Below are 17,507 nucleotides of genomic sequence, written 5' to 3' on the forward strand. Positions count from 1 at the left end.
AGTGTCGTTGTCAGAGCGTGAATCTGACGGAGTGGGCGAAGACGCAGGGCGTGCATCCGCAGACCGCGTATCGCTGGTTCCGTGAGGGGACGTTGCCGGTTCCGGCTCAGCGGGTCGGGCCACGCACGATCCTGGTGAACATCGACGCGAACACCACGCCCGAGGCCATCGGCGGTCTGGGCCTATATGCCCGCGTGTCCTCGCACGATCAGAAGACCGATCTGGAACGCCAGGTCGCCCGGCTGTCGGCGTGGGCGGCGCAGGCCGGTCACCGAGTCGTTCGTGTTGAGGCGGAGATCGCTTCCGGGATGAACGGCTGCCGGTTCAAGGCCCGGCGTCTGCTGGCCGACCCGCAGGTGACCTGTGTGGTGGTGGAGCACAAGGACCGGCTCGGCCGGATGAACGTCGAGCTTGTTGAGGCCGCCTTGTCCGCGACGGGCCGTCGCTTGCTGGTCCTGGACGACGGCGAGGTCGAAGACGACCTGGTGCGGGACATGGTGGAGGTGCTGACCTCGTTCTGCGCCCGCGTGTACGGGCGCGGGTCGGCGAAGAACCGGGCGCGCAGGGCACTGGAAGCGGCCGAGCATGGCTGACCTCCGCCTGATCGCCGCGCCGTTCGTCGCTCCCGGCCCGTCCGGTGTCGCGATCCGTGCCCGGCTGAAGGACCTCACGCCCGCAGACGAGAAGGTTCTGCGCGTGGTGGGTGCGCACCTGGGCTCGCTCGCCTCGAAGGACCTCAAAGCGCGTTGTGTCGATGGCCTGGAGCACTCCATCGAGTCATGGGCGGCCCGTAAGCGGGACCTGACAGCCCAGTCGTCGTCCAGGTGGGCCGGGTCGATCACGAAGGCCACGCATGACCAGTGGGCGCTCGCCCGGCGCGGCCAGGCCGCGCACGTGCAGTCCCTCGAAGCGGGTATCACGACGATCCGGCACCGGCTGTCGCTGCCGGTCGGGCAGAAGGGAACGAAGCGGGCTCCGGGCGGCTACCGCTGCGCGCACGAGCGGTTTCACAAGACGCGACGGCTGCATGTGCTGGAGGACCGGCTGGAGCACGTTCGGGCCGACCGGGAAGCGGGCCGGGTGCACGTCGTGCGTGGCGGTAAACGCCTGCTGGGCACTCGTCATCACCTCGACAAGACGCAGTTCACCGAGACCGGGTGGCGCGAGCGGTGGGAAGCGAGGCGCTGGTTCCTCCAAGCGGACGGTGAGTCGGGGAAAAGGTTCGGCAACGAGACGATCCGCATCACGCCCCAGGGCGAAATATCGATCAAGCTCCCGGCCCCGCTCGCCCACCTGGCGAACGCCAGGCACGGCCGGTACGTACTTGCCGGGAAGGCACGCTTCCCTCACCGGGGGCAGGAGTGGGCCGACCGCGTGGAAGCCAACCGGGCCGTGGCCTACCGCATCCACCACGACACCGGACGCGGGCGATGGTACGTGGACGCCGCCTGGCAGATCCCACCCACCCAGACCGTCCCGCTCGAAGCCGCCCTCGCCGATGGCGTGATCGGCGTGGACACCAACGCCGACCATCTCGCCGCATGGCGCCTGGACACGCACGGCAACCCGGTCGGCCGGCCGCGCCGGTTCTTCTACGACCTGTCCGCAGGCGCCCCGCACCGCGACGCCCAGGTAAGGCATGCCCTCACACGGCTGCTGAACTGGGCCAAGACCTGCGGCGTCAACGCCATCGCGGTCGAAGACCTCGACTTCCAGGCCGAAAAGACCAGAGAGAAGCACGGGCACAAGCGCCGGTTCCGGCAGCTGATCTCCGGCATGCCGACCGGCAGGCTACGCGCCCGGCTGACCTCCATGGCCGACGCCACAGGTATCACGATCATCGCCGTGGACCCGGCCTACACCAGCAAGTGGGGCGCCCAGCACTGGCAGAAACCGATGACCGGCCCCACCCGTAGGACCACCCGGCACGATGCGGCGAGCATCGCGATCGGACGACGCGCCCAGGGACACCCGATCCGGCGACGGACGACACCGCCCCGTGCACACCAGAGCGATGTGTACGGGCATCGGACCGTCCAGGCCGACCGGCGTGCCCCTGGGCGTGAGGAACCCCGCCCCCGCATCCCCGGACCACGGACACGATCCGTGCCGCCGGACGCGGCGAGTACGCGGGCGACCAGGACACCCAACACCGTTCGGGATGTCCGCAGTGAGCAGGCATGGGTTCAAGACTCACTCCACTCACTGATCAGGAACGGTGGGTAGGCTCGGAGGGGTGCCCCAGATTCCTGAGAAGATCCACGAGTTGACCGTCGGCCAGCTGTCCGCCCGTAGCGGTGCCGCCGTCTCGGCCCTGCACTTCTACGAGTCCAAGGGGCTGATCAGCAGCCGCCGCACCGCGGGCAACCAGCGCCGCTACAGCCGGGACACTTTGCGCCGCGTCGCCTTCGTCCGGGCCGCGCAGCGGGTCGGCATCCCGCTCGCCACGATCCGTGAGGCGCTCGCCGAGCTGCCCGAGGAGCGCACGCCCACCCGCGAGGACTGGGCGCATCTGTCCGAGGCCTGGCGCTCCGAGCTCGACGAACGGATCAAGCAGCTCAACCGGCTCCGCGACCACCTCACCGACTGCATCGGCTGCGGCTGTCTGTCCCTGGCCACCTGTGTGCTGTCCAACCCGGACGACGCCTTCGGCGAACGACAGACCGGCTCCCGGCTCATGGTCGAGCACCGCACCGCCCCGGCGGCCGAGCCGCAGAGCCGCTCGGCCGCCGAGTAGTGCCCCGAAGGCCCCGCGGGCCCGAAGACCCGGCACAGGCTTGCTCACTCGTATTCGGTGCCGCCCTTGCGGGTCAGATACGCCGGGCTGACCGCCTTCGCGATGGCCCGTCCGCCCGTCACCGGGCTGTACCGCTCGACGGCCGGCCGGATCACCACGCCCTCGCGCAGATGCATCTCCCGCCCGGAGACGGTCTCCCGCCCCGTGGCGACCTCCAGGACCCGGTCGACGGCGTACGGGCCCTCGTACAGCCGGGGTACGAGGGGCAGTTCACCGTCGAGCAGGTCGGTCAGCTCCGCGGTGTCCAGCCAGCGGAGGCGGCCGTCGATCTCCGCGGAGACGTCGAACACGGCGTAGCCGAGGCTCTCGCGGCGACCGTCGGCGCCGTACGTCAGGTCCTGCACCCCGGCGCCGTACACCTCGCCGAAGACGCCGACCCGGCGCGCGCCGAGCCGTCGGGCGAGCCGGGCCGCGACGTCGGGGACCCCGTGGCCGTGGACGGCGCGCCAGTACAGGTTGCGCGGATCCTCCTTCAGCGCGAGGGACTTGGCGCCGAAGCCCTTCGAGGAGACCTGGACGCGGCCGTCCTCGGCGAGATACGTCATCAGGCAGGCCGAGCCGTGCAGCTTCTCGGTGAGGACCACCGGTTCACCGGGCGTGAAGATGTCCGGGTAGCGCTGGATGTTCTCGATGTCGACCCAGGGCAGCAGATCCGGCGCGGACTCCACCTCGCCGCTCATCGTGGGCGGGATCGGCGGCACCCACTTGACGATGCCGAGCCGCTCCGCGAAGTCGGTGCCCTCGGCGACCGCCGCCGTCAGATCCACGTCGGCCAGCGCCTTCGGCCGGCACACGATGCCCTGCGACAGCTCGCCCCGCAGCCGTACGGCCTTCACCCGGTCCGCCCCGGAGCCGGCCAGCCGTCCGGTGAGCCCCAGCTCCTCGATCAGGCCGGCCGGGAGCACGGACTGCTCCGGGATGTAGACGGCGGTGTCACCGGTGCGGAAGGCACCCTTCGCCACCACGGCTCGGTACAGGCCCACCTGGGCCAGTTCCAGGGCGTCGGCGTTGGGGTGTTCATGGATCGTCAGCACTTCGGCGGTGACGCGCAGCGTCGACATCGGGTACTCCTCGGGCGCTCAGCTGGGTTTCATCGACCCCAACTGGCCTTACGGGAAAGGGGTGGAGCGACGTAATTTGCTGCTGATAAGGTCACGCGCCGCGGAGCGCCAGGCCCGGTACGAAGAGGAACGTCGATGAGCGTCGTCATATGTTCGCTGAAGTGGGAGAGCGCGCGCTCGGGGGCGCAGCGGGTCAGCTACGACCCGGACGGCTACCACCTGGTGCGCTTCCCCTACGGCGTGTCGGAGGAGTCGTACGACCCGTGGAACATGCACGATCCGGCCAACGGCGGTGACACCCCGTCGGAGTTCCCCGACCTGCGATCCGGCCTGATCTGGCCCAGCCACGACGGCTGGGGGGTCCTCTCCGCGATGGTGTTCTGGGAGGCGGACCCGAAGACGCTGGAGTACCGGGCACGCTTCGTGCGCGACCCGCTCGACATGACCGACAAGCGGTACGACTCCACGGCCACCACCGACAGCGCCCTGACCCGGGGCGGGCAGTTCCGCACGTATCTGTGGCAGATGTTCGTGAGCAAGGGCACACCGATCGGCCTGAAGGTGTCGGCGCGTGGGCTGGGGGACACCAGACGTTCCACGCCGCTCACCCTCGCCGAGTTCAAGCTCGCCATCCACACCGATGTCGAGGAGCCGTAGCCGACGGCACCGGACCGCGGGGGGCCGCGGTCCTCGGCGCGAGGTCGGGACACGTGGCCGTCACGCCGTAACGGCACGGGGGTGCGGCATCCCCGGCGCACCCCCGCCGTGCTACGCCGACACCAGCATCCGAACGCGCCTGGTCCCGGCCAGGGCCTCGGGTGTCAGTACCGGGCGCGGCACCACGATTCCGCACTCCGTGCAGACCGGGCCCGCGGAGGGTTCATGGGCCAGGTCGTACTTCCAGACGAGGCGCTCGCCGTCGCACACCGGGCAGGTCGAGCCCGGTTCGCGCTCCAGCGCGGCGATCAGCCGGCGCAGCACCTCCGCGAGGGGTTCGTCGGGGTGGACCTTCGGGTCGTCGCACCAGGCGACACCGAAACCGCCCCAGGTCAGCCGGTGCCAGTCGTCGACACTGCCCGGCCTGCGCAGCCCGTCGTGCTTCTCCTTCTTGCGGCGCTGCGCGAACTGCACTTCGTAGTCGAGCCAGACGGAGCGGGCCTCCTCCAACTCGTCCAGTGCGGCCACGAGCCGCGCTGGATCGGGGTTGCGGTCCTCGGGACCGAACCCGGCCCGGGAACACAAGTGGTCCCAGGTCGCCCGATGCCCATAAGGGGCGAACCTCTCCAGGCACTTGCGCAGCGAATAACGCCGCAGTGCCAGATCACACCGTGGATCGCGCACCTGTCTTGCCAGACTCCGGAAACCGGCCATCGCCCTGCACCTCCGTCACACCTGCACCTGCACTTCGGTCACTTCGGCGTCGTCCTCGGAACGTCGCGCGACGTCGCCGAATAGACGTATCGACACGCGATTCGGCTCCATCCGATTTCCGATGACCCCCATAAGTCGTCTACTGAGCCGTTCATGGACCGTTCCTGCCTGCGTCTGACCGTTGCCGACTTCTTCTTCCTGCTTACGACTCCTTCTGAGTACCTGTTCACGCTGTCCGTCACCTGTGCGGCCGTGGGCGGCTCCGAAAACATGACGCATGTTCACTTTCGAAGCAGGGGATACCGGCGGTAACATCCGGCCCCACCCCCCTTCGGGAGGAGCTGCCATGCCCTGGCACACCCCACGCATCTCACCTAACGCACCGGACAGAGTGAGAACTCCCCGTCGAATCCCGGAGTTCCTCAAGGCCGCCTCCGTATGCGCACTCGTTGCCGGTCTTTTGTCCCCTCTTTCCCCGGCTGCCCAGGCGGCGGCCGCCGACACCAAAGCCGCCGCGACCGCCGACACCAAAGCCGCCGCGACCGCCGACACCAAAGCCGCCGCGGCCGCCGCCAACGACTACTGCGGCGGCCAGTGCTCGGACATCCTGCCGCCGGGCCAGAACGGCAACGCCACCCTCGCGCAGATCCTGCTCAACCAGGCGTTCGGCAGCATGCCGGAGAACGCGAGCAACCAACTCGGGCCCTACAACAACCTCGCCAAGGGGTACACCGGGCTCACCAACACCACGATCAACACCTTCTTCAACGACGCGTCGTTCGGCGTCGCCTCCGACCAGGTCGCCTCCACCCTGAAGCCCGCCGGACGCACCGACGTCACGATCGTCCGCGACAAGAAGACCGGTGTGCCGCACATCACGGGCACCACCCGCTACGGCACCGAGTTCGGCGCCGGTTACGCCGCCGCCCAGGACCGGCTGTGGCTGATGGACGTCTTCCGGCACGTCGGCCGCGGCAAGCTCACCCCGTTCGCCGGCGGCGCCCCCTCCAACCAGGGCCTGGAGCAGGAGTTCTGGCGGCACGCGCCCTACACCGAGGCCGATCTGCAGGCCCAGATCGACAGGGCCGTCGCCACCAACGGCGACCGGGGCCGCCAGGCCCTCGCCGACGTCAACGCCTACCTCGACGGCATCAACGCCTACATCGACGCCTCCGACAGTGGCCGCTACTTCCCCGGCGAGTACGTCCTGACCGGCCACAAGGACTCCATCACCAACGCCGGCACCATAGAGAAGTTCAAGGCCACCGACCTGGTCGCCCTGGCCTCCGTCATCGGCGCCCTCTTCGGCTCGGGCGGCGGCGGCGAGGTCAACAACGCCCTGTCCCTGCTCGCCGCCCAGGAGAAGTACGGCGTCACCGAGGGCACCAAGGTCTGGGAGTCCTTCCGCGAGCGCAACGACCCCGAGGCCGCGCTGACTGTCCACGACGGCAGCTTCCCCTACGCCACCAAGCCCGCCGACCCGCAGGGCATGGCCCTGCCCGACAACGGCGCGGTCACCGAGGAACCCCTGGTGTACGACCGCACCGGCAGCGCGGCCGGCACCACCTCCAAGGGCGTCTCGTCCAAGGCCACCGAGAGCGCCCTCAGCTCCGCCCGGCGCGGAATGTCCAACGCCCTCGTCGTCGGCGGCAAGCACACCGCGAGCGGCCACCCCATCGCCGTCTTCGGCCCCCAGACCGGCTACTTCGCCCCGCAGCTGCTGATGCTCCAGGAGATCCAGGGCCCCGGCCTCAGCGCCCGCGGCGCCTCCTTCGCCGGCCTGAGCATGTACGTCGAACTCGGCCGCGGCCAGGACTACGCCTGGAGCGCCACCACCTCCGGCCAGGACATCATCGACGCGTACGCCGTCGAGCTGTGCCAGGACGACGTCCACTACCTGTACCACGGCACCTGCACGCCGATGGAGAAGGTCGAGCAGACCAACGCCTGGAAGCCCACCACCGCCGACTCCACCGCGGCCGGCTCGTACCGCATGCAGGTCTGGCGCACCAAGTACGGCCCCGTCACCCACCGCGCCACGGTCGGCGGCAAGAAGGTCGCCTACACCACCCTGCGCTCCTCGTACATGAACGAGGCCGAGTCGATCATCGGCTTCCAGATGCTGAACGACCCGGACTACGTGAAGGGCCCCGAGACCTTCCAGAAGGCCGTCCAGAACATCAACTACACCTTCAACTGGTTCTACGCCGACTCCCAGCACACCGCGTACTACAACAGCGGTGACAACCCGGTGCGCGCCGCGGGCGTCGACGCCGAGTTCCCCGCGTGGGCGCGGGCCCCGTACGAGTGGCGGAACTGGAACCCGGCCACCAACGTCGCCGACTACACCCCGCCCTCCGAGCACCCCAACTCCGTCGACCAGGACTACTACATCTCCTGGAACAACAAGCAGGCCAAGGACTACCCCTCCGCGCCCTGGGGCAACGGCTCCGTCCACCGCGGCAACCTCCTCGACGACCGGGTGAAGCGGCTCGTCGCGGCCGGCGGGGTCACCCGGGCCTCCCTGACCAAGGCCATGGCCGAGGCGGCCCTCGTCGACCTGCGCGCCGAGGACGTCGTCCCCGACCTGCTGAAGGTCGTCAACAGCAGCCCCGTCACCGACTCGGCCGCCGCGGCAGCCGTCAGCAAGCTCCAGTCGTGGGTCGCCTCGGGCTCGAAGCGCACGGAGACCTCCGCCGGTTCGAAGACCTACGCCGACGCCGACGCGATCCGCATCCTGGACGCCTGGTGGCCGCTGCTGGTGAAGGCCGAGTTCGAACCCGGCCTCGGCACGAAGCTGTACGACGCGATGACCGCCAACCTCCCGGTCGACGAGTCCCCGTCGGCCGCGCACGGCCCGACCGGCTCCCACGCGGGCAGCTCCTTCCAGTACGGCTGGTGGAGCTACGTCGACAAGGACATGCGCGCGGTGCTCGGTGAGTCGGTGCAGGGTCCGCTCGGCCGGAAGTACTGCGGCGACGGCACCCTCAGCGCCTGCCGCACCCTCCTGATCAACACCCTCAAGGAGGCGGCCGGCAAGACCGCCGCCCAGGTCTACCCCGGTGACGCGTCCTGCTCGGCGGGCGACCAGTGGTGCGCCGACGCGATCATCCACCGGACCCTGGGAGGCATCAAGCACGGCAAGATCGGCTGGCAGAACCGGCCGACCTTCCAGCAGGTCGTGGAGTTCACCTCGCACCGGTGACCACCGGCGAGGGGTGACTCCCGTGCGGCGGCGGGCCGGTCAGACGACCCGGCCCGCCGCCAGCACGATCCGCGCCAGCTCCTGGTGACAGATGTCGCTGTGCGCGCCGGACGGCGCACCACCGCGCCGGACGACCGCCGACGCGTCGACGTTCACACACCCGGACGCCGGCAGCCGTCCGGCGAGCGCGGCGGACAGCGGGAACGAGCGGGTGCCCTTCACCGCCTGGATCCCGTCGTGGCCGAGCGCGCCCCACTTCGCGCCCAGCAGACTGTTCACGCTCAGGCCCCGCACGGTCCGCGCGTCGCCCGCCATCCGGGACGCCAGCGGGTAGATCGTGCCGAGCGCCGAGTCGTGCCGGGAGTGGCAGCACACCAGGGGCCCGTCGATGCGCTTCTGCTGCCCGTTCAGCACCCCGCTCGCCCGGGGGTCGTGCGGCAGCCGGGCCGCGAAGGCGTAGTGCGAGAACGCCGCTTGAAGCAGCGTCGCCGACTTGACCGTGCGCACCCCGCGCGGCAGCCCCCGCAGCGCGAACGACACCAGGCGCGCGCCGAAGCTGTGCCCCACGAGATGGACCCGGACGTTCGGCGCCCGCTCCGCCAGGTGCCCGAGCAGCCGCCCGAGCCCACGCTCCCCGACCGTCCCGGCCCGCCGCTTCATCGCGAAGTACGTCGCCTGGCGCAGCAGTTCATGGGCGCCGTCCCACAGCTGCGGCCCCGGAACGGCGGCACCGGTCATGACGGCCGAGGGGCCACTGGCGGACGCGGCGGAGGGCTCCCCGGACACCGCGTCGGCTGCCGCCTCGACCTCCGCCAGCGCCGCCGCGAACTCCGCGCACACCCCCGCCGTCCGACCGCACAGCATCCCCGGCGTGCCCTCCGGCACGCCCTCGGCCAGCGTGTCCGCCGTGAACGCGCCCTGCGGCCCCTGCGGCGGCACCTCCACCAGCAGCCGTACGAGCCTGCCGAACGCCTCCAACGAGGCGCTTTCGTCCGGCCGTTGCTCCAGCAGCCGCGCCATCTGCTCCACGAGCGTGGCCCGGCCCGGGAACACCTCGAGCAGCGCGTGCCGGGTGCGCTTGTCGAGCGCGGGACGGGCGGGAGTCAGGGCCGGCGCCGGCCGGTAGTCCGGGATCGGCTCGTCCGAGAACCGCATCGACGGCCACAGCACCCCGACGTAGCCGAGCCGCGCCGACGGGGCGAGCGCCGGGAACGGGGCGAAGAACCTGCTGTACAGGCCGGTGGCCCCGGAACGGTCGCTGTTCCAGCCGTGGGCGAAGACCACGAGGTCCACCACCCCGCGCCGCACCACCCCGTCGAGCAGCCGGTCCCGCTGACCCGTGTCGACGTCACCGTCCGCGTCGAAGGTCACTTCCCAGTAGGGCGTCACACTCATGTCCGAAGCCGTCATGACGAGCCCCCTTCGGCCCCGTTGGTGCGCTCAGGCGCATGGTCCTGCCAACGGCGAAGGATGGCCATACGTCACGTACGGCTCTTTCCCGTGGATGTCGGGGGCCGGGGTGCGGACCGTCGCCCCGGCCGGGTCACCGGTAGAGCAGATACTCCTCGCGCACCTTGCGGAACGCCGCGAGGTCCTCCTGCCAGTCGGCCACGACCTCGTCGGTGTCCGCCCCGGCGTCGATCATCGTGCGCACTCGCGTCGACCCGGTCAGCCTGTCGATCCAGTTGTCCGGACGCCAGGCGAAGCCGCTCCACACCTTCTTCGCGGTGACGAGCAGACCGATCCCCGTGCGCACGGGGTCGTAGGCCGCCCGGTCGTGGACGTGGATCTGCACGCCGCCGACGGTCTTCCCCTGGAACTTGGAGAACGTGGGCGTGAAGTACGCCTCCCGGAAGCGGGCGCCCGGCAGCCCCAGGTCGTTCGCGGCCGCCGCCCACCGCCGGTCGATGCCCTCCGCGCCGAGCAGCTCGAACGGGCGGGTGGTGCCCCGGCCCTCCGAGAGGTTTGTCCCCTCGAACAGACCCGTTCCCGCGTACACGAGCGCCGTGTCCGGGGTCGGCATGTTCGGGCTCGGCGGCACCCAGGGCAGCCCCGACGAGTCGTGGAACCGCGACCGCCTCCACCCGGACATCAGCACCGTCTCCAGCGGTACGGGTTCCTCCAGGAACTCCCCGTTGAACAGCCGTGCCAGCTCCGCCACCGTCATCCCGTGCGCCTGCGAGATGGGCTGCCGCCCGACGAACGTCGCGAACTCCTTGTGCAGGACCGGGCCCCGCGCCGACCGCCCGGTCACCGGGTTGGGCCGGTCGAGCACGACGAAGCGCTTCCCCGCGAGCCGGGCCGCCTCCATGCAGTCGTACAGCGTCCAGATGTAGGTGTAGAAGCGGGCGCCCACGTCCTGGATGTCGAAGACGACCGTGTCCGCCCCGGAGGCGGTGAAGATGTCCGCGAGGGCGCGGCCGCTCTTCTGGTACGTGTCGTACACGGGCAGCCCCGTCGCCGGGTCGTCGTGGCGGCCCTCGGAACCGCCCGCCTGGGCCGTGCCCCGGAAGCCGTGCTCGGGGCCGAAGACCGCGGTCAGTTCCACACGGTCGTCGGCGTGCATGACGTCGACGATGTGGCGGGTGTCGCGGGTGATCCCGGTGGGGTTGGTGACGATGCCGACCCGTCGGCCGTCGAGGAGCCGGTAACCGTCGGCCGCCAGGCGCTCGAAGCCGGTGCGCAGCCGCGAGGGGGCCGTCTCCCCGGAGGGCGGCGCACCGCCGGTGGAGGCGCAGGCGGCGCCGGCCGCGGTGGTGGTGGAGGCGGCGAGGAAGGTGCGGCGGGAGAGGCGCATGGGGGTGACCTCCGGGGCGCGGAGTGGGGGAAGCGGCGTCCCTGCAAGCTAAGCGCTTCCCCGGGCGGTTTGTAGCCCACGCGTCCGTCGCGGCCGGTCGGGCGTTTCCCCGCGCGCCCGTACGGCAGCGCCCCGGCACCCCTTCCTCGCGACATACCGACCGGTTAGTCTGGCGGCGGACGATGAGCCGTTCGTGGTGGTCGTGAGCCTCGTGTAAGGAGACCGGAGTGGGTGTCGTGCAGGGTGCGGGAGTGGTGGTCACGGGGGCCGGGGGCGGCATCGGCGCCGCGCTGGCCCGGCGGTTCGCGGCGGAGGGCGCCCGGGTCGTCGTGAACGACCTCGACGGGGACCGGGCGAAGGCCGTGGCCGACGAGATCGGCGGGATCGCCGTGCCCGGGGACGCGTCGGAGATCGTCGCTCCGGCGCGCGAGGCGCTCGGCGGCACGGTCGACGTGTACTGCGCCAACGCGGGGGTCGCCAGCGGCGGCACGGAAGCGGCCGACGACAAGGTGTGGGCGCTGGCCTGGGACGTGAACGTGATGGCGCACGTCCGGGCGGCCCACGAACTGCTCCCGCAGTGGCTGGAGCGCGGCAGCGGACGTTTCGTCTCCACGGTCTCGGCGGCCGGGCTGCTCACGATGATCGGCGCGGCGCCCTACAGCGTCACCAAGCACGGGGCGTACGCCTTCGCCGAGTGGCTCTCCCTCACCTACCGCCACCGGGGTCTCAAGGTGCACGCGATCTGCCCCCAGGGCGTGCGCACCGACATGCTGACGGCGTCCGGCAGCGCGGGCGACCTCGTGCTCGCGCCGACGGCCATCGACCCCGAGGACGTCGCCGACGCGCTCTTCGACGGCATCGAGAAGGACCGCTTCCTCATCCTGCCGCATCCCGAGGTGGCCGACTTCTACCAGGCGCGCGCGACCGACCCGGAGCGCTGGCTGACGAACATGAACCACATCCAGCGGAAGTGGGAGACCACGGGCTGACCCACCTGCCCGGCGGACCGGGCGCCGGGAGTGGGATGATCCTTCGGCGGGATCGTCCCCTTCCGGCCGTTCCGGCCGACCGGGAACCGTTCGACGGTCGTAGGACGACCAGTAGGCGACGACAGAACTCCGAAAGGCAGGTGGCGGAAGTGCCCAGGACGACGGACGGAGACGGTACCCCCGTCCCGCAGCGGCTGCTGGCCGCCGCCACCCGGCTCTTCGCCGAGCGCGGCTACGACCGCACGTCCGTGCAGGAGATCGTCGAGGCGGCGGGCGTCACCAAGGGCGCGCTGTACCACTACTTCGGTTCCAAGGACGACCTGCTGCACGAGGTGTACGCGCGCGTGCTGCGGATCCAGCAGGAACGGCTCGACGCGTTCGCGGGCGCCGACGCGCCGGTGGAGGAGCGGCTGCGGGGCGCCGCCGCCGACGTCGTCGTCACCACCATCGACAACCTCGACGACGCGATGATCTTCTTCCGCTCGATGCACCACCTGAGCCCCGAGAAGAACAAGCAGGTCCGCGCCGAGCGCCGCCGCTACCACGAGCGCTTCCGCGCGCTGATCGAGGAGGGCCAGGAGTCGGGCGTCTTCTCCAAGGCCACCCCCGCGGACCTGGTCGTCGACTACCACTTCGGCTCGGTCCACCACCTGTCCACGTGGTACCGCCCCGACGGCCCGATGGGCCCCCAGGAGGTCGCCGACCACCTGGCCGACCTGCTGCTGCGCGCGCTTCGCCCTTGACCCCGGGCGCCTTGTAGCTCGGGGGTGCGCGGTTCGCCGGCGGGTGCGGGTGCGTTGTGGCTTCTCGCGCAGTTCCCCGCGCCCCTGAAGGCGGGCCGCAGGCCCAGCCTTCAGGGGCGCGGGGCGGTGACACTTGCGGCTCCGCCGCGTGGGCGCGAACAGCCCCCACTCGCCCGCACCCGCCAAAACCACAGGCACCCCCAACCCGATAGGCGCCGGCGTCACACGTAACGCTTCAGCTCCCGCCGCGCCAGCGACCGCTGGTGCACCTCGTCCGGCCCGTCCGCGATCATCAGCGTCCGCGCCCCCGCGTACAGCTCGGCCAGCGGGAAGTCCTGGCTGACGCCGCCCGCCCCGTGCAGCTGGATCGCCCGGTCGATGATGTCGACGACGGTCCGCGGGGTCGCGATCTTGATCGCCTGGATCTCGGCGTGGGCCCCCCGGTTGCCGACCGTGTCCATCATCCACGCGGTCTTCAGCACCAGCAGCCGCAGCTGCTCGACCGCGACGCGCGCGTCCGCGATCCAGTTGTGCACCACGCCCTGCTGGGCCAGCGCCTTGCCGAACGCCTCGCGGGCCACCGCCCGCCGGCACATCAGCTCGATCGCCCGCTCGGCCATCCCGATGAGCCGCATGCAGTGGTGGATGCGGCCGGGGCCGAGCCGGGCCTGGGCGATGGCGAAGCCACCGCCCTCCTCGCCGATCAGGTTCGACATCGGCACCCGCGCCCGGTCGAAGATCACCTCGGCGTGCCCGCCGTGGTAGTGGTCCTCGTACCCGAAGACCCGCATGGCCCGCTTCACCGTGACGCCCGGCGTGTCACGCGGCACCAGCACCATCGACTGCTGGCGGCGGATGTCGGCCCCGTCCGGGTCCGTCTTGCCCATCACGATGAAGATCTTGCAGTCGGGGTTCATCGCCCCGGAGATGTACCACTTGCGCCCGGTGATGACGTAGTCGTCGCCGTCCCGCTCGATGAGCGTGGTGATGTTGGTGGCGTCCGAGGAGGCCACCTCCGGCTCCGTCATCGCGAAGGCCGACCGGATCTCTCCGGCGAGCAGCGGCTCCAGCCACTGCTTCTTCTGTGTGTCGTCGCCGAACTGCGTCAGCACCTCCATGTTGCCGGTGTCCGGCGCCGCGCAGTTCAGCGCGGTCGGAGCCAGCTGCGGCGAACGCCCGGTGATCTCGGCGAGCGGCGCGTACTGGAGGTTGGTGAGGCCGGCCCCGTACTCGGAGTCCGGCAGGAAGAGGTTCCACAGGCCCTGCCTGCGGGCCTCGGCCTTCAGTTCCTCCACCACGGCCGGGGTGTCCCACGGCGAGGCCAGCTCGGCCCGCTGCTCCTCGGCCACGGCTTCCGCCGGGTACACGTACGCGTCCATGAAGGCGAGGAGCTTGGCGCGCAGCTCCTCCGTACGGGCGTCGAATGCGAAGTCCATGCTGGATCAGCCCTCCTGGGAGCCGGAACCGGAGCCGGTACGAAGAGTCGTCAGGCCGTGTTCGATGAAGACGGGGACCAGGTCGCCGATGCGGTCGAAGCCGCGGCCGACGGTCTGGCCGAGGGTGTACCGGTAGTGGATGCCCTCCAGGATCACGGCGAGCTTGAACCACGCGAACGCCGTGTACCAGGCCACGGACGACACGTCCCGGCCGGAGCGCTCGGCGTAGCGGGCCACGATCTCGGCGGGATCGGGGTGCCCGGCGGCCGTCGCGGTCGTCGAGACGGGGGAGTCGGGCAGCCCGAGCGGCACGCTGTACATCACCAGCAGCCCCAGATCCGTCAGCGGATCGCCGAGCGTGGACATCTCCCAGTCGAGGATCGCCCTGATCCGGTCGTCCTCGCCCAGCAGGACGTTGTCCAGCCGGTAGTCGCCGTGGACGATCGCCGGGGCGGGGGAGTGGGGGAGCTGCCGGCCGAGGGCCGCGTGCAGTTCGTCGATGCCGGCCAGCTCGCGGTTGCGGGACGCGTCGAGCTGCTTGCCCCAGCGCCGCAGCTGCCGGTCCAGGAAGCCCTCCGGGCGGCCGAAGTCGGCGAGGCCCACCTCGGCCGGGTCCACCGCGTGCAGCTCCACGAGGGTGTCGACCAGGCCCAGCACGGCGGCCCGGGTGCGCTCGGCGCCGAGCGGCGCGAGCTGCTCGGCGGTGCGGTACGGGGTGCCCTCGACGAAGTCCATGACGTAGAAGGGCGAGCCGAGCACCTCCTCGTCCTCGCACAGCAGTACGGGGCGGGGGACGGGGACGTCCGTCGGGTGCAGCGCGCTGATCACACGGTGCTCGCGCCTCATGTCGTGCGCGGTCGCGAGGACGTGGCCGAGCGGCGGCCGCCGGACGACCCACGTGGCGACGCCGTCCGTGACCTCGTACGTCAGATTCGACCGCCCGCCCTCGATCAGCCGGCCGGTGAGCGGACCGGCCACCAGCCCGGGCCGCTCGGCGTCGAGCAGGGCGCGGAGCCGGTCGGGGTCGAGACCTGGCGGGTGGTCTGGGCGCATCATTGCTCCTACACGCGGGGAGAACGGAACCAGTCACATGATGCCGACCGGTCGGTATGTCGTCCAGTGGGTGGGGCGAAAGTGATCGGTGTCTCGACGGGATCCGGCCGCGCGCAGCCGGATCCCGATACCGATACCGAGGCCGGTCACCCGAGGGGCCGGGCACCGGGGACGTCCCCGCGCGCCGTAGACCTCTGCGGGGCCGTAGGTAGACCCCTGCGCGGGCCCGAAGACGTCCCTGGGCCGCCCGGGCATCACGCGTGGCAGGTCATCATCTCCCCGCCGTTGATGGTCGCCATGTCCATGAAGCCGGCGAACGGGTCCACGCCCTCGCCCTCGGGCAGCCCGTCCAGCTCGGCGTAGGCCCGGTGCAGGTTCGCCACCAGCCGCTCGCTCTCGGGGAGGGCCGCGTACTCGCCGAGATCCGTGGTCCGGGCCGCCTCCAACGGAGTGAGCCCCGCCGCGTGGGACTTCTCGGCGACCTCCGAAACGAACCGGATGTACCGCTCGGCCCGGTCGAACGCCGACGGGTCCGTCACCGGCCCGTGCCCCGGTACGACGGTCTCGGCGCCCAGCTCCCGCATCAGCGCGAGGGCTCGAAGCGAGCCGCTCAGCGACCCCATCAGGAAGAACGGCGTACCGCCCTCGAACACCAGGTCCCCCGCGAACAGGATCCTCCGGTGCGGCAGCCAGACCAGCGAGTCACCGACCGTGTGCGAGACGCCGGGGTGGATCACCCGCGCCTCGATGTCCCCGACGTGCACGGTCGTCCGGTCGTCGTACGTCAGGTCCGCGCCCCGGATGCTGATGTCGCCGAAGTCGGTCTGCGGCCACAGCAGATGCAGGTGCTGCCCGCTGGCCAGGGCCTCCCGGCGGCAGGAGGAGTGCGAGACGAGTGTGGCGGCCGGCGTGAAGAAGCCGTTGCCGTAGGTGTGGTCGCCGTGGTGGTGGGTGTTGACCAGGAAGCGAGGAGCGGGGACGCCGGTCCCGTCGAGCGCGGCGCCCAGCGCCCGGGTCCGGCGTTCCGTCGCGGCGGTGTCCACCAGCAGGGTGGTCGTCCCGTCGCTCACGAACCCGGAGTTGTTGAGACACCATCCGCCGTCCGGCTGCACATACGCGTACACGTCGCTCGCCAGCTCGACGGTGTACGGCTCTGCTGCGGTCATCGTGATCCCCTTCGTCCCCCGAATCGCCCCCAACTGGTGCTCAGAGCCTGCCAGTCGGCCACGATCCAACCGAATCCGGGGTGCCGGGGACACGCAGGTGACCGCCCGGTGGCGCCGTCCGCCGGGCGGGCCCGCCCGGCGAGCGGCCTCCCGGTCGTCGACTAGTGGTCGTCCCAGTGGCCGTCGTGCGCCGCGTGACGGTGGCCGTCGTGCACATAGTCCACGTGGTCCCCGTGCGCGACCGTCGGGTGCCCGCACCCGTCGCCGTGCTCGTGGGCGTGCCCGTCGTGCTCCGTGTGCCCGCTCGGCTCGCACTCGTCCCAGTGCCCGCCGTGCTCGCGGTGCAGATGCCCGTCGTGCGCGTAGTCGGTGTGATCGCCGTGCGGCACGGCCGTGTGGCCGCAGGCGGGGCCGTGGTCGTGGGCGTGGACGGGGTGTTCCTGGTGAACGGTGGTCATGGTGCTGCTCACCTTCAGTGGTGCGGGGGTGACCTCACCACGGTAGGCACAGAAGTCCCGCCTCCACCTTCGCGCAACCTCCTGCGCGCCCCAAGCCTCGGCCACGGTTCACCCACCCGCCGGGCGGCACCGCGGTCAGAGCACCAGGGCCGCCCCGCACACGGCGAGGGCGACCGTGCACAGCACGGCCGTGACGGCCACACGCGGCGCGAGAGCCGCGGGCCGGGGGCCCGCCAGGGCGCCGATCCGGCGGTGGGCGAGCCCCAGGAACCCCAGCCACAGTGCCGCGCACAGGGCGGCCGCCACGACCCCGGACGCCTGGGCGCCGCCGTGCAGCGCGGACTTCACGGCGAGCACGGTGACCACGGCCCCGGTCAGGGTCGTACGCCGCCACGCCAGCCGGGTCCGTTCCGGCTGGCGTGGCGGCGTAC

The 17,507-nt window shown here is 71.2% G+C and carries 17 protein-coding genes; 7 read left to right on the plus strand and 10 right to left on the minus strand.

Annotated features, from left to right (window positions below; genetic code table 11):
• Window positions 1–17 precede the first annotated feature (17 nt).
• From AOK15_RS30155 to soxR, 3 genes are read left to right on the plus strand one after another with little or no spacing between them, the layout of a single operon-like run.
• On the plus strand, window positions 18–593 hold the full coding sequence (locus tag AOK15_RS30155) for an IS607 family transposase (RefSeq protein ID WP_055521503.1): 576 nt from the start codon (window positions 18–20) through the stop codon (window positions 591–593).
• Window positions 586–2,226 carry an IS200/IS605 family element transposase accessory protein TnpB gene (locus tag AOK15_RS30160; RefSeq protein WP_055521504.1) on the plus strand — a complete coding sequence of 547 codons (1,641 nt, stop codon included), beginning with the start codon at window positions 586–588 and terminating at the stop codon, window positions 2,224–2,226. The genes AOK15_RS30155 and AOK15_RS30160 overlap by 8 nt, the downstream gene beginning before the upstream one ends.
• 10 nt (window positions 2,227–2,236) lie before the next feature.
• Complete coding sequence (soxR, locus tag AOK15_RS30165) at window positions 2,237–2,737, plus strand: redox-sensitive transcriptional activator SoxR (protein WP_055521505.1); 501 nt, start codon at window positions 2,237–2,239, stop codon at window positions 2,735–2,737.
• Between the two features lie 44 nt (window positions 2,738–2,781).
• On the opposite strand, the gene AOK15_RS30170 is transcribed toward soxR, so the two are convergent.
• Window positions 2,782–3,858, minus strand: coding sequence for an RNA ligase (ATP) (locus tag AOK15_RS30170; protein WP_055521506.1), 1,077 nt, complete (start codon window positions 3,856–3,858; stop codon window positions 2,782–2,784).
• A gap of 135 nt (window positions 3,859–3,993) precedes the next feature.
• Between AOK15_RS30170 and AOK15_RS30175 the strand changes: the two genes are divergently transcribed.
• Window positions 3,994–4,515, plus strand: coding sequence for a hypothetical protein (locus AOK15_RS30175; protein WP_055521507.1), 522 nt, complete (start codon window positions 3,994–3,996; stop codon window positions 4,513–4,515).
• A 111-nt stretch (window positions 4,516–4,626) separates the two neighbouring features.
• Here the strand turns inward: AOK15_RS30175 and AOK15_RS30180 are convergent, their stop codons facing one another.
• Both AOK15_RS30180 and AOK15_RS45275 read right to left on the minus strand, forming a co-directional pair.
• Complete coding sequence (locus AOK15_RS30180; RefSeq protein ID WP_055521508.1) at window positions 4,627–5,229, minus strand: hypothetical protein; 603 nt, start codon at window positions 5,227–5,229, stop codon at window positions 4,627–4,629.
• A 15-nt stretch (window positions 5,230–5,244) separates the two neighbouring features.
• The gene (locus tag AOK15_RS45275; RefSeq protein ID WP_157870414.1) at window positions 5,245–5,514 is read right to left on the minus strand and encodes a hypothetical protein; all 270 of its coding nucleotides are present in this window, start codon (window positions 5,512–5,514) and stop codon (window positions 5,245–5,247) included.
• Between the two features lie 61 nt (window positions 5,515–5,575).
• On the opposite strand from AOK15_RS45275, the gene AOK15_RS30185 reads away from it, so the two are divergent.
• Window positions 5,576–8,434 (plus strand): penicillin acylase family protein, encoded by a 2,859-nt coding sequence (locus tag AOK15_RS30185; RefSeq protein ID WP_079058792.1) that lies wholly within the window; start codon window positions 5,576–5,578, stop codon window positions 8,432–8,434.
• Between the two features lie 39 nt (window positions 8,435–8,473).
• Here AOK15_RS30185 and AOK15_RS30190 read toward each other — a convergent pair whose 3' ends face one another.
• Together AOK15_RS30190 and AOK15_RS30195 are read right to left on the minus strand one after the other, a co-directional pair.
• Window positions 8,474–9,844, minus strand: coding sequence for a hypothetical protein (locus AOK15_RS30190; RefSeq protein WP_055521510.1), 1,371 nt, complete (start codon window positions 9,842–9,844; stop codon window positions 8,474–8,476).
• A 133-nt stretch (window positions 9,845–9,977) separates the two neighbouring features.
• Window positions 9,978–11,231 carry an exo-beta-N-acetylmuramidase NamZ family protein gene (locus AOK15_RS30195; protein WP_055521511.1) on the minus strand — a complete coding sequence of 418 codons (1,254 nt, stop codon included), beginning with the start codon at window positions 11,229–11,231 and terminating at the stop codon, window positions 9,978–9,980.
• Between the two features lie 227 nt (window positions 11,232–11,458).
• On the opposite strand from AOK15_RS30195, the gene AOK15_RS30200 reads away from it, so the two are divergent.
• Together AOK15_RS30200 and AOK15_RS30205 are read left to right on the plus strand one after the other, a co-directional pair.
• On the plus strand, window positions 11,459–12,220 hold the full coding sequence (locus AOK15_RS30200) for an SDR family oxidoreductase (RefSeq protein ID WP_167738874.1): 762 nt from the start codon (window positions 11,459–11,461) through the stop codon (window positions 12,218–12,220).
• A 149-nt stretch (window positions 12,221–12,369) separates the two neighbouring features.
• Window positions 12,370–12,963 (plus strand): TetR/AcrR family transcriptional regulator, encoded by a 594-nt coding sequence (locus AOK15_RS30205; protein WP_055521512.1) that lies wholly within the window; start codon window positions 12,370–12,372, stop codon window positions 12,961–12,963.
• A 221-nt stretch (window positions 12,964–13,184) separates the two neighbouring features.
• Here AOK15_RS30205 and AOK15_RS30210 read toward each other — a convergent pair whose 3' ends face one another.
• From AOK15_RS30210 to AOK15_RS30230, 5 genes are all read right to left on the minus strand, one after another.
• A complete protein-coding gene (locus AOK15_RS30210) occupies window positions 13,185–14,399 on the minus strand; it encodes an acyl-CoA dehydrogenase family protein (RefSeq protein WP_055521513.1) in 1,215 nt (404 codons plus the stop codon).
• A 6-nt stretch (window positions 14,400–14,405) separates the two neighbouring features.
• On the minus strand, window positions 14,406–15,452 hold the full coding sequence (locus AOK15_RS30215) for a phosphotransferase family protein (RefSeq protein WP_055521514.1): 1,047 nt from the start codon (window positions 15,450–15,452) through the stop codon (window positions 14,406–14,408).
• A 254-nt stretch (window positions 15,453–15,706) separates the two neighbouring features.
• A complete protein-coding gene (locus AOK15_RS30220) occupies window positions 15,707–16,618 on the minus strand; it encodes an MBL fold metallo-hydrolase (RefSeq protein ID WP_055521515.1) in 912 nt (303 codons plus the stop codon).
• Window positions 16,619–16,779: 161 nt separating this feature from the next.
• Window positions 16,780–17,076: a hypothetical protein gene (locus AOK15_RS30225; protein ID WP_055521516.1), complete on the minus strand. Its 297-nt coding sequence runs from the start codon at window positions 17,074–17,076 to the stop codon at window positions 16,780–16,782.
• 135 nt (window positions 17,077–17,211) lie between these two features.
• Window positions 17,212–17,507, minus strand: a 296-nt coding sequence (locus AOK15_RS30230) for a DUF202 domain-containing protein (RefSeq protein ID WP_055521517.1), incomplete at its 5' end; no start/stop codon positions are given.

The organism is Streptomyces ossamyceticus (assembly GCF_001418475.1).
Taxonomy (GTDB): Bacteria; Actinomycetota; Actinomycetes; order Streptomycetales; family Streptomycetaceae; genus Streptomyces; species Streptomyces ossamyceticus.

Coding starts and splice junctions, on each gene's coding strand:
- AOK15_RS30160 (WP_055521504.1), top strand. CDS start 586: ATGGCTGACCTCCGCCTGATCGCCGCGCCGTTCGTCGCTCCCGGCCCG.
- AOK15_RS30170 (WP_055521506.1), bottom strand. CDS start 3,858: ATGTCGACGCTGCGCGTCACCGCCGAAGTGCTGACGATCCATGAACAC.
- AOK15_RS30175 (WP_055521507.1), top strand. CDS start 3,994: ATGAGCGTCGTCATATGTTCGCTGAAGTGGGAGAGCGCGCGCTCGGGG.
- AOK15_RS30180 (WP_055521508.1), bottom strand. CDS start 5,229: ATGGCCGGTTTCCGGAGTCTGGCAAGACAGGTGCGCGATCCACGGTGT.
- AOK15_RS30185 (WP_079058792.1), top strand. CDS start 5,576: ATGCCCTGGCACACCCCACGCATCTCACCTAACGCACCGGACAGAGTG.
- AOK15_RS30190 (WP_055521510.1), bottom strand. CDS start 9,844: ATGACGGCTTCGGACATGAGTGTGACGCCCTACTGGGAAGTGACCTTC.
- AOK15_RS30195 (WP_055521511.1), bottom strand. CDS start 11,231: ATGCGCCTCTCCCGCCGCACCTTCCTCGCCGCCTCCACCACCACCGCG.
- AOK15_RS30210 (WP_055521513.1), bottom strand. CDS start 14,399: ATGGACTTCGCATTCGACGCCCGTACGGAGGAGCTGCGCGCCAAGCTC.
- AOK15_RS30215 (WP_055521514.1), bottom strand. CDS start 15,452: ATGCGCCCAGACCACCCGCCAGGTCTCGACCCCGACCGGCTCCGCGCC.
- AOK15_RS30220 (WP_055521515.1), bottom strand. CDS start 16,618: ATGACCGCAGCAGAGCCGTACACCGTCGAGCTGGCGAGCGACGTGTAC.
- AOK15_RS30225 (WP_055521516.1), bottom strand. CDS start 17,076: ATGACCACCGTTCACCAGGAACACCCCGTCCACGCCCACGACCACGGC.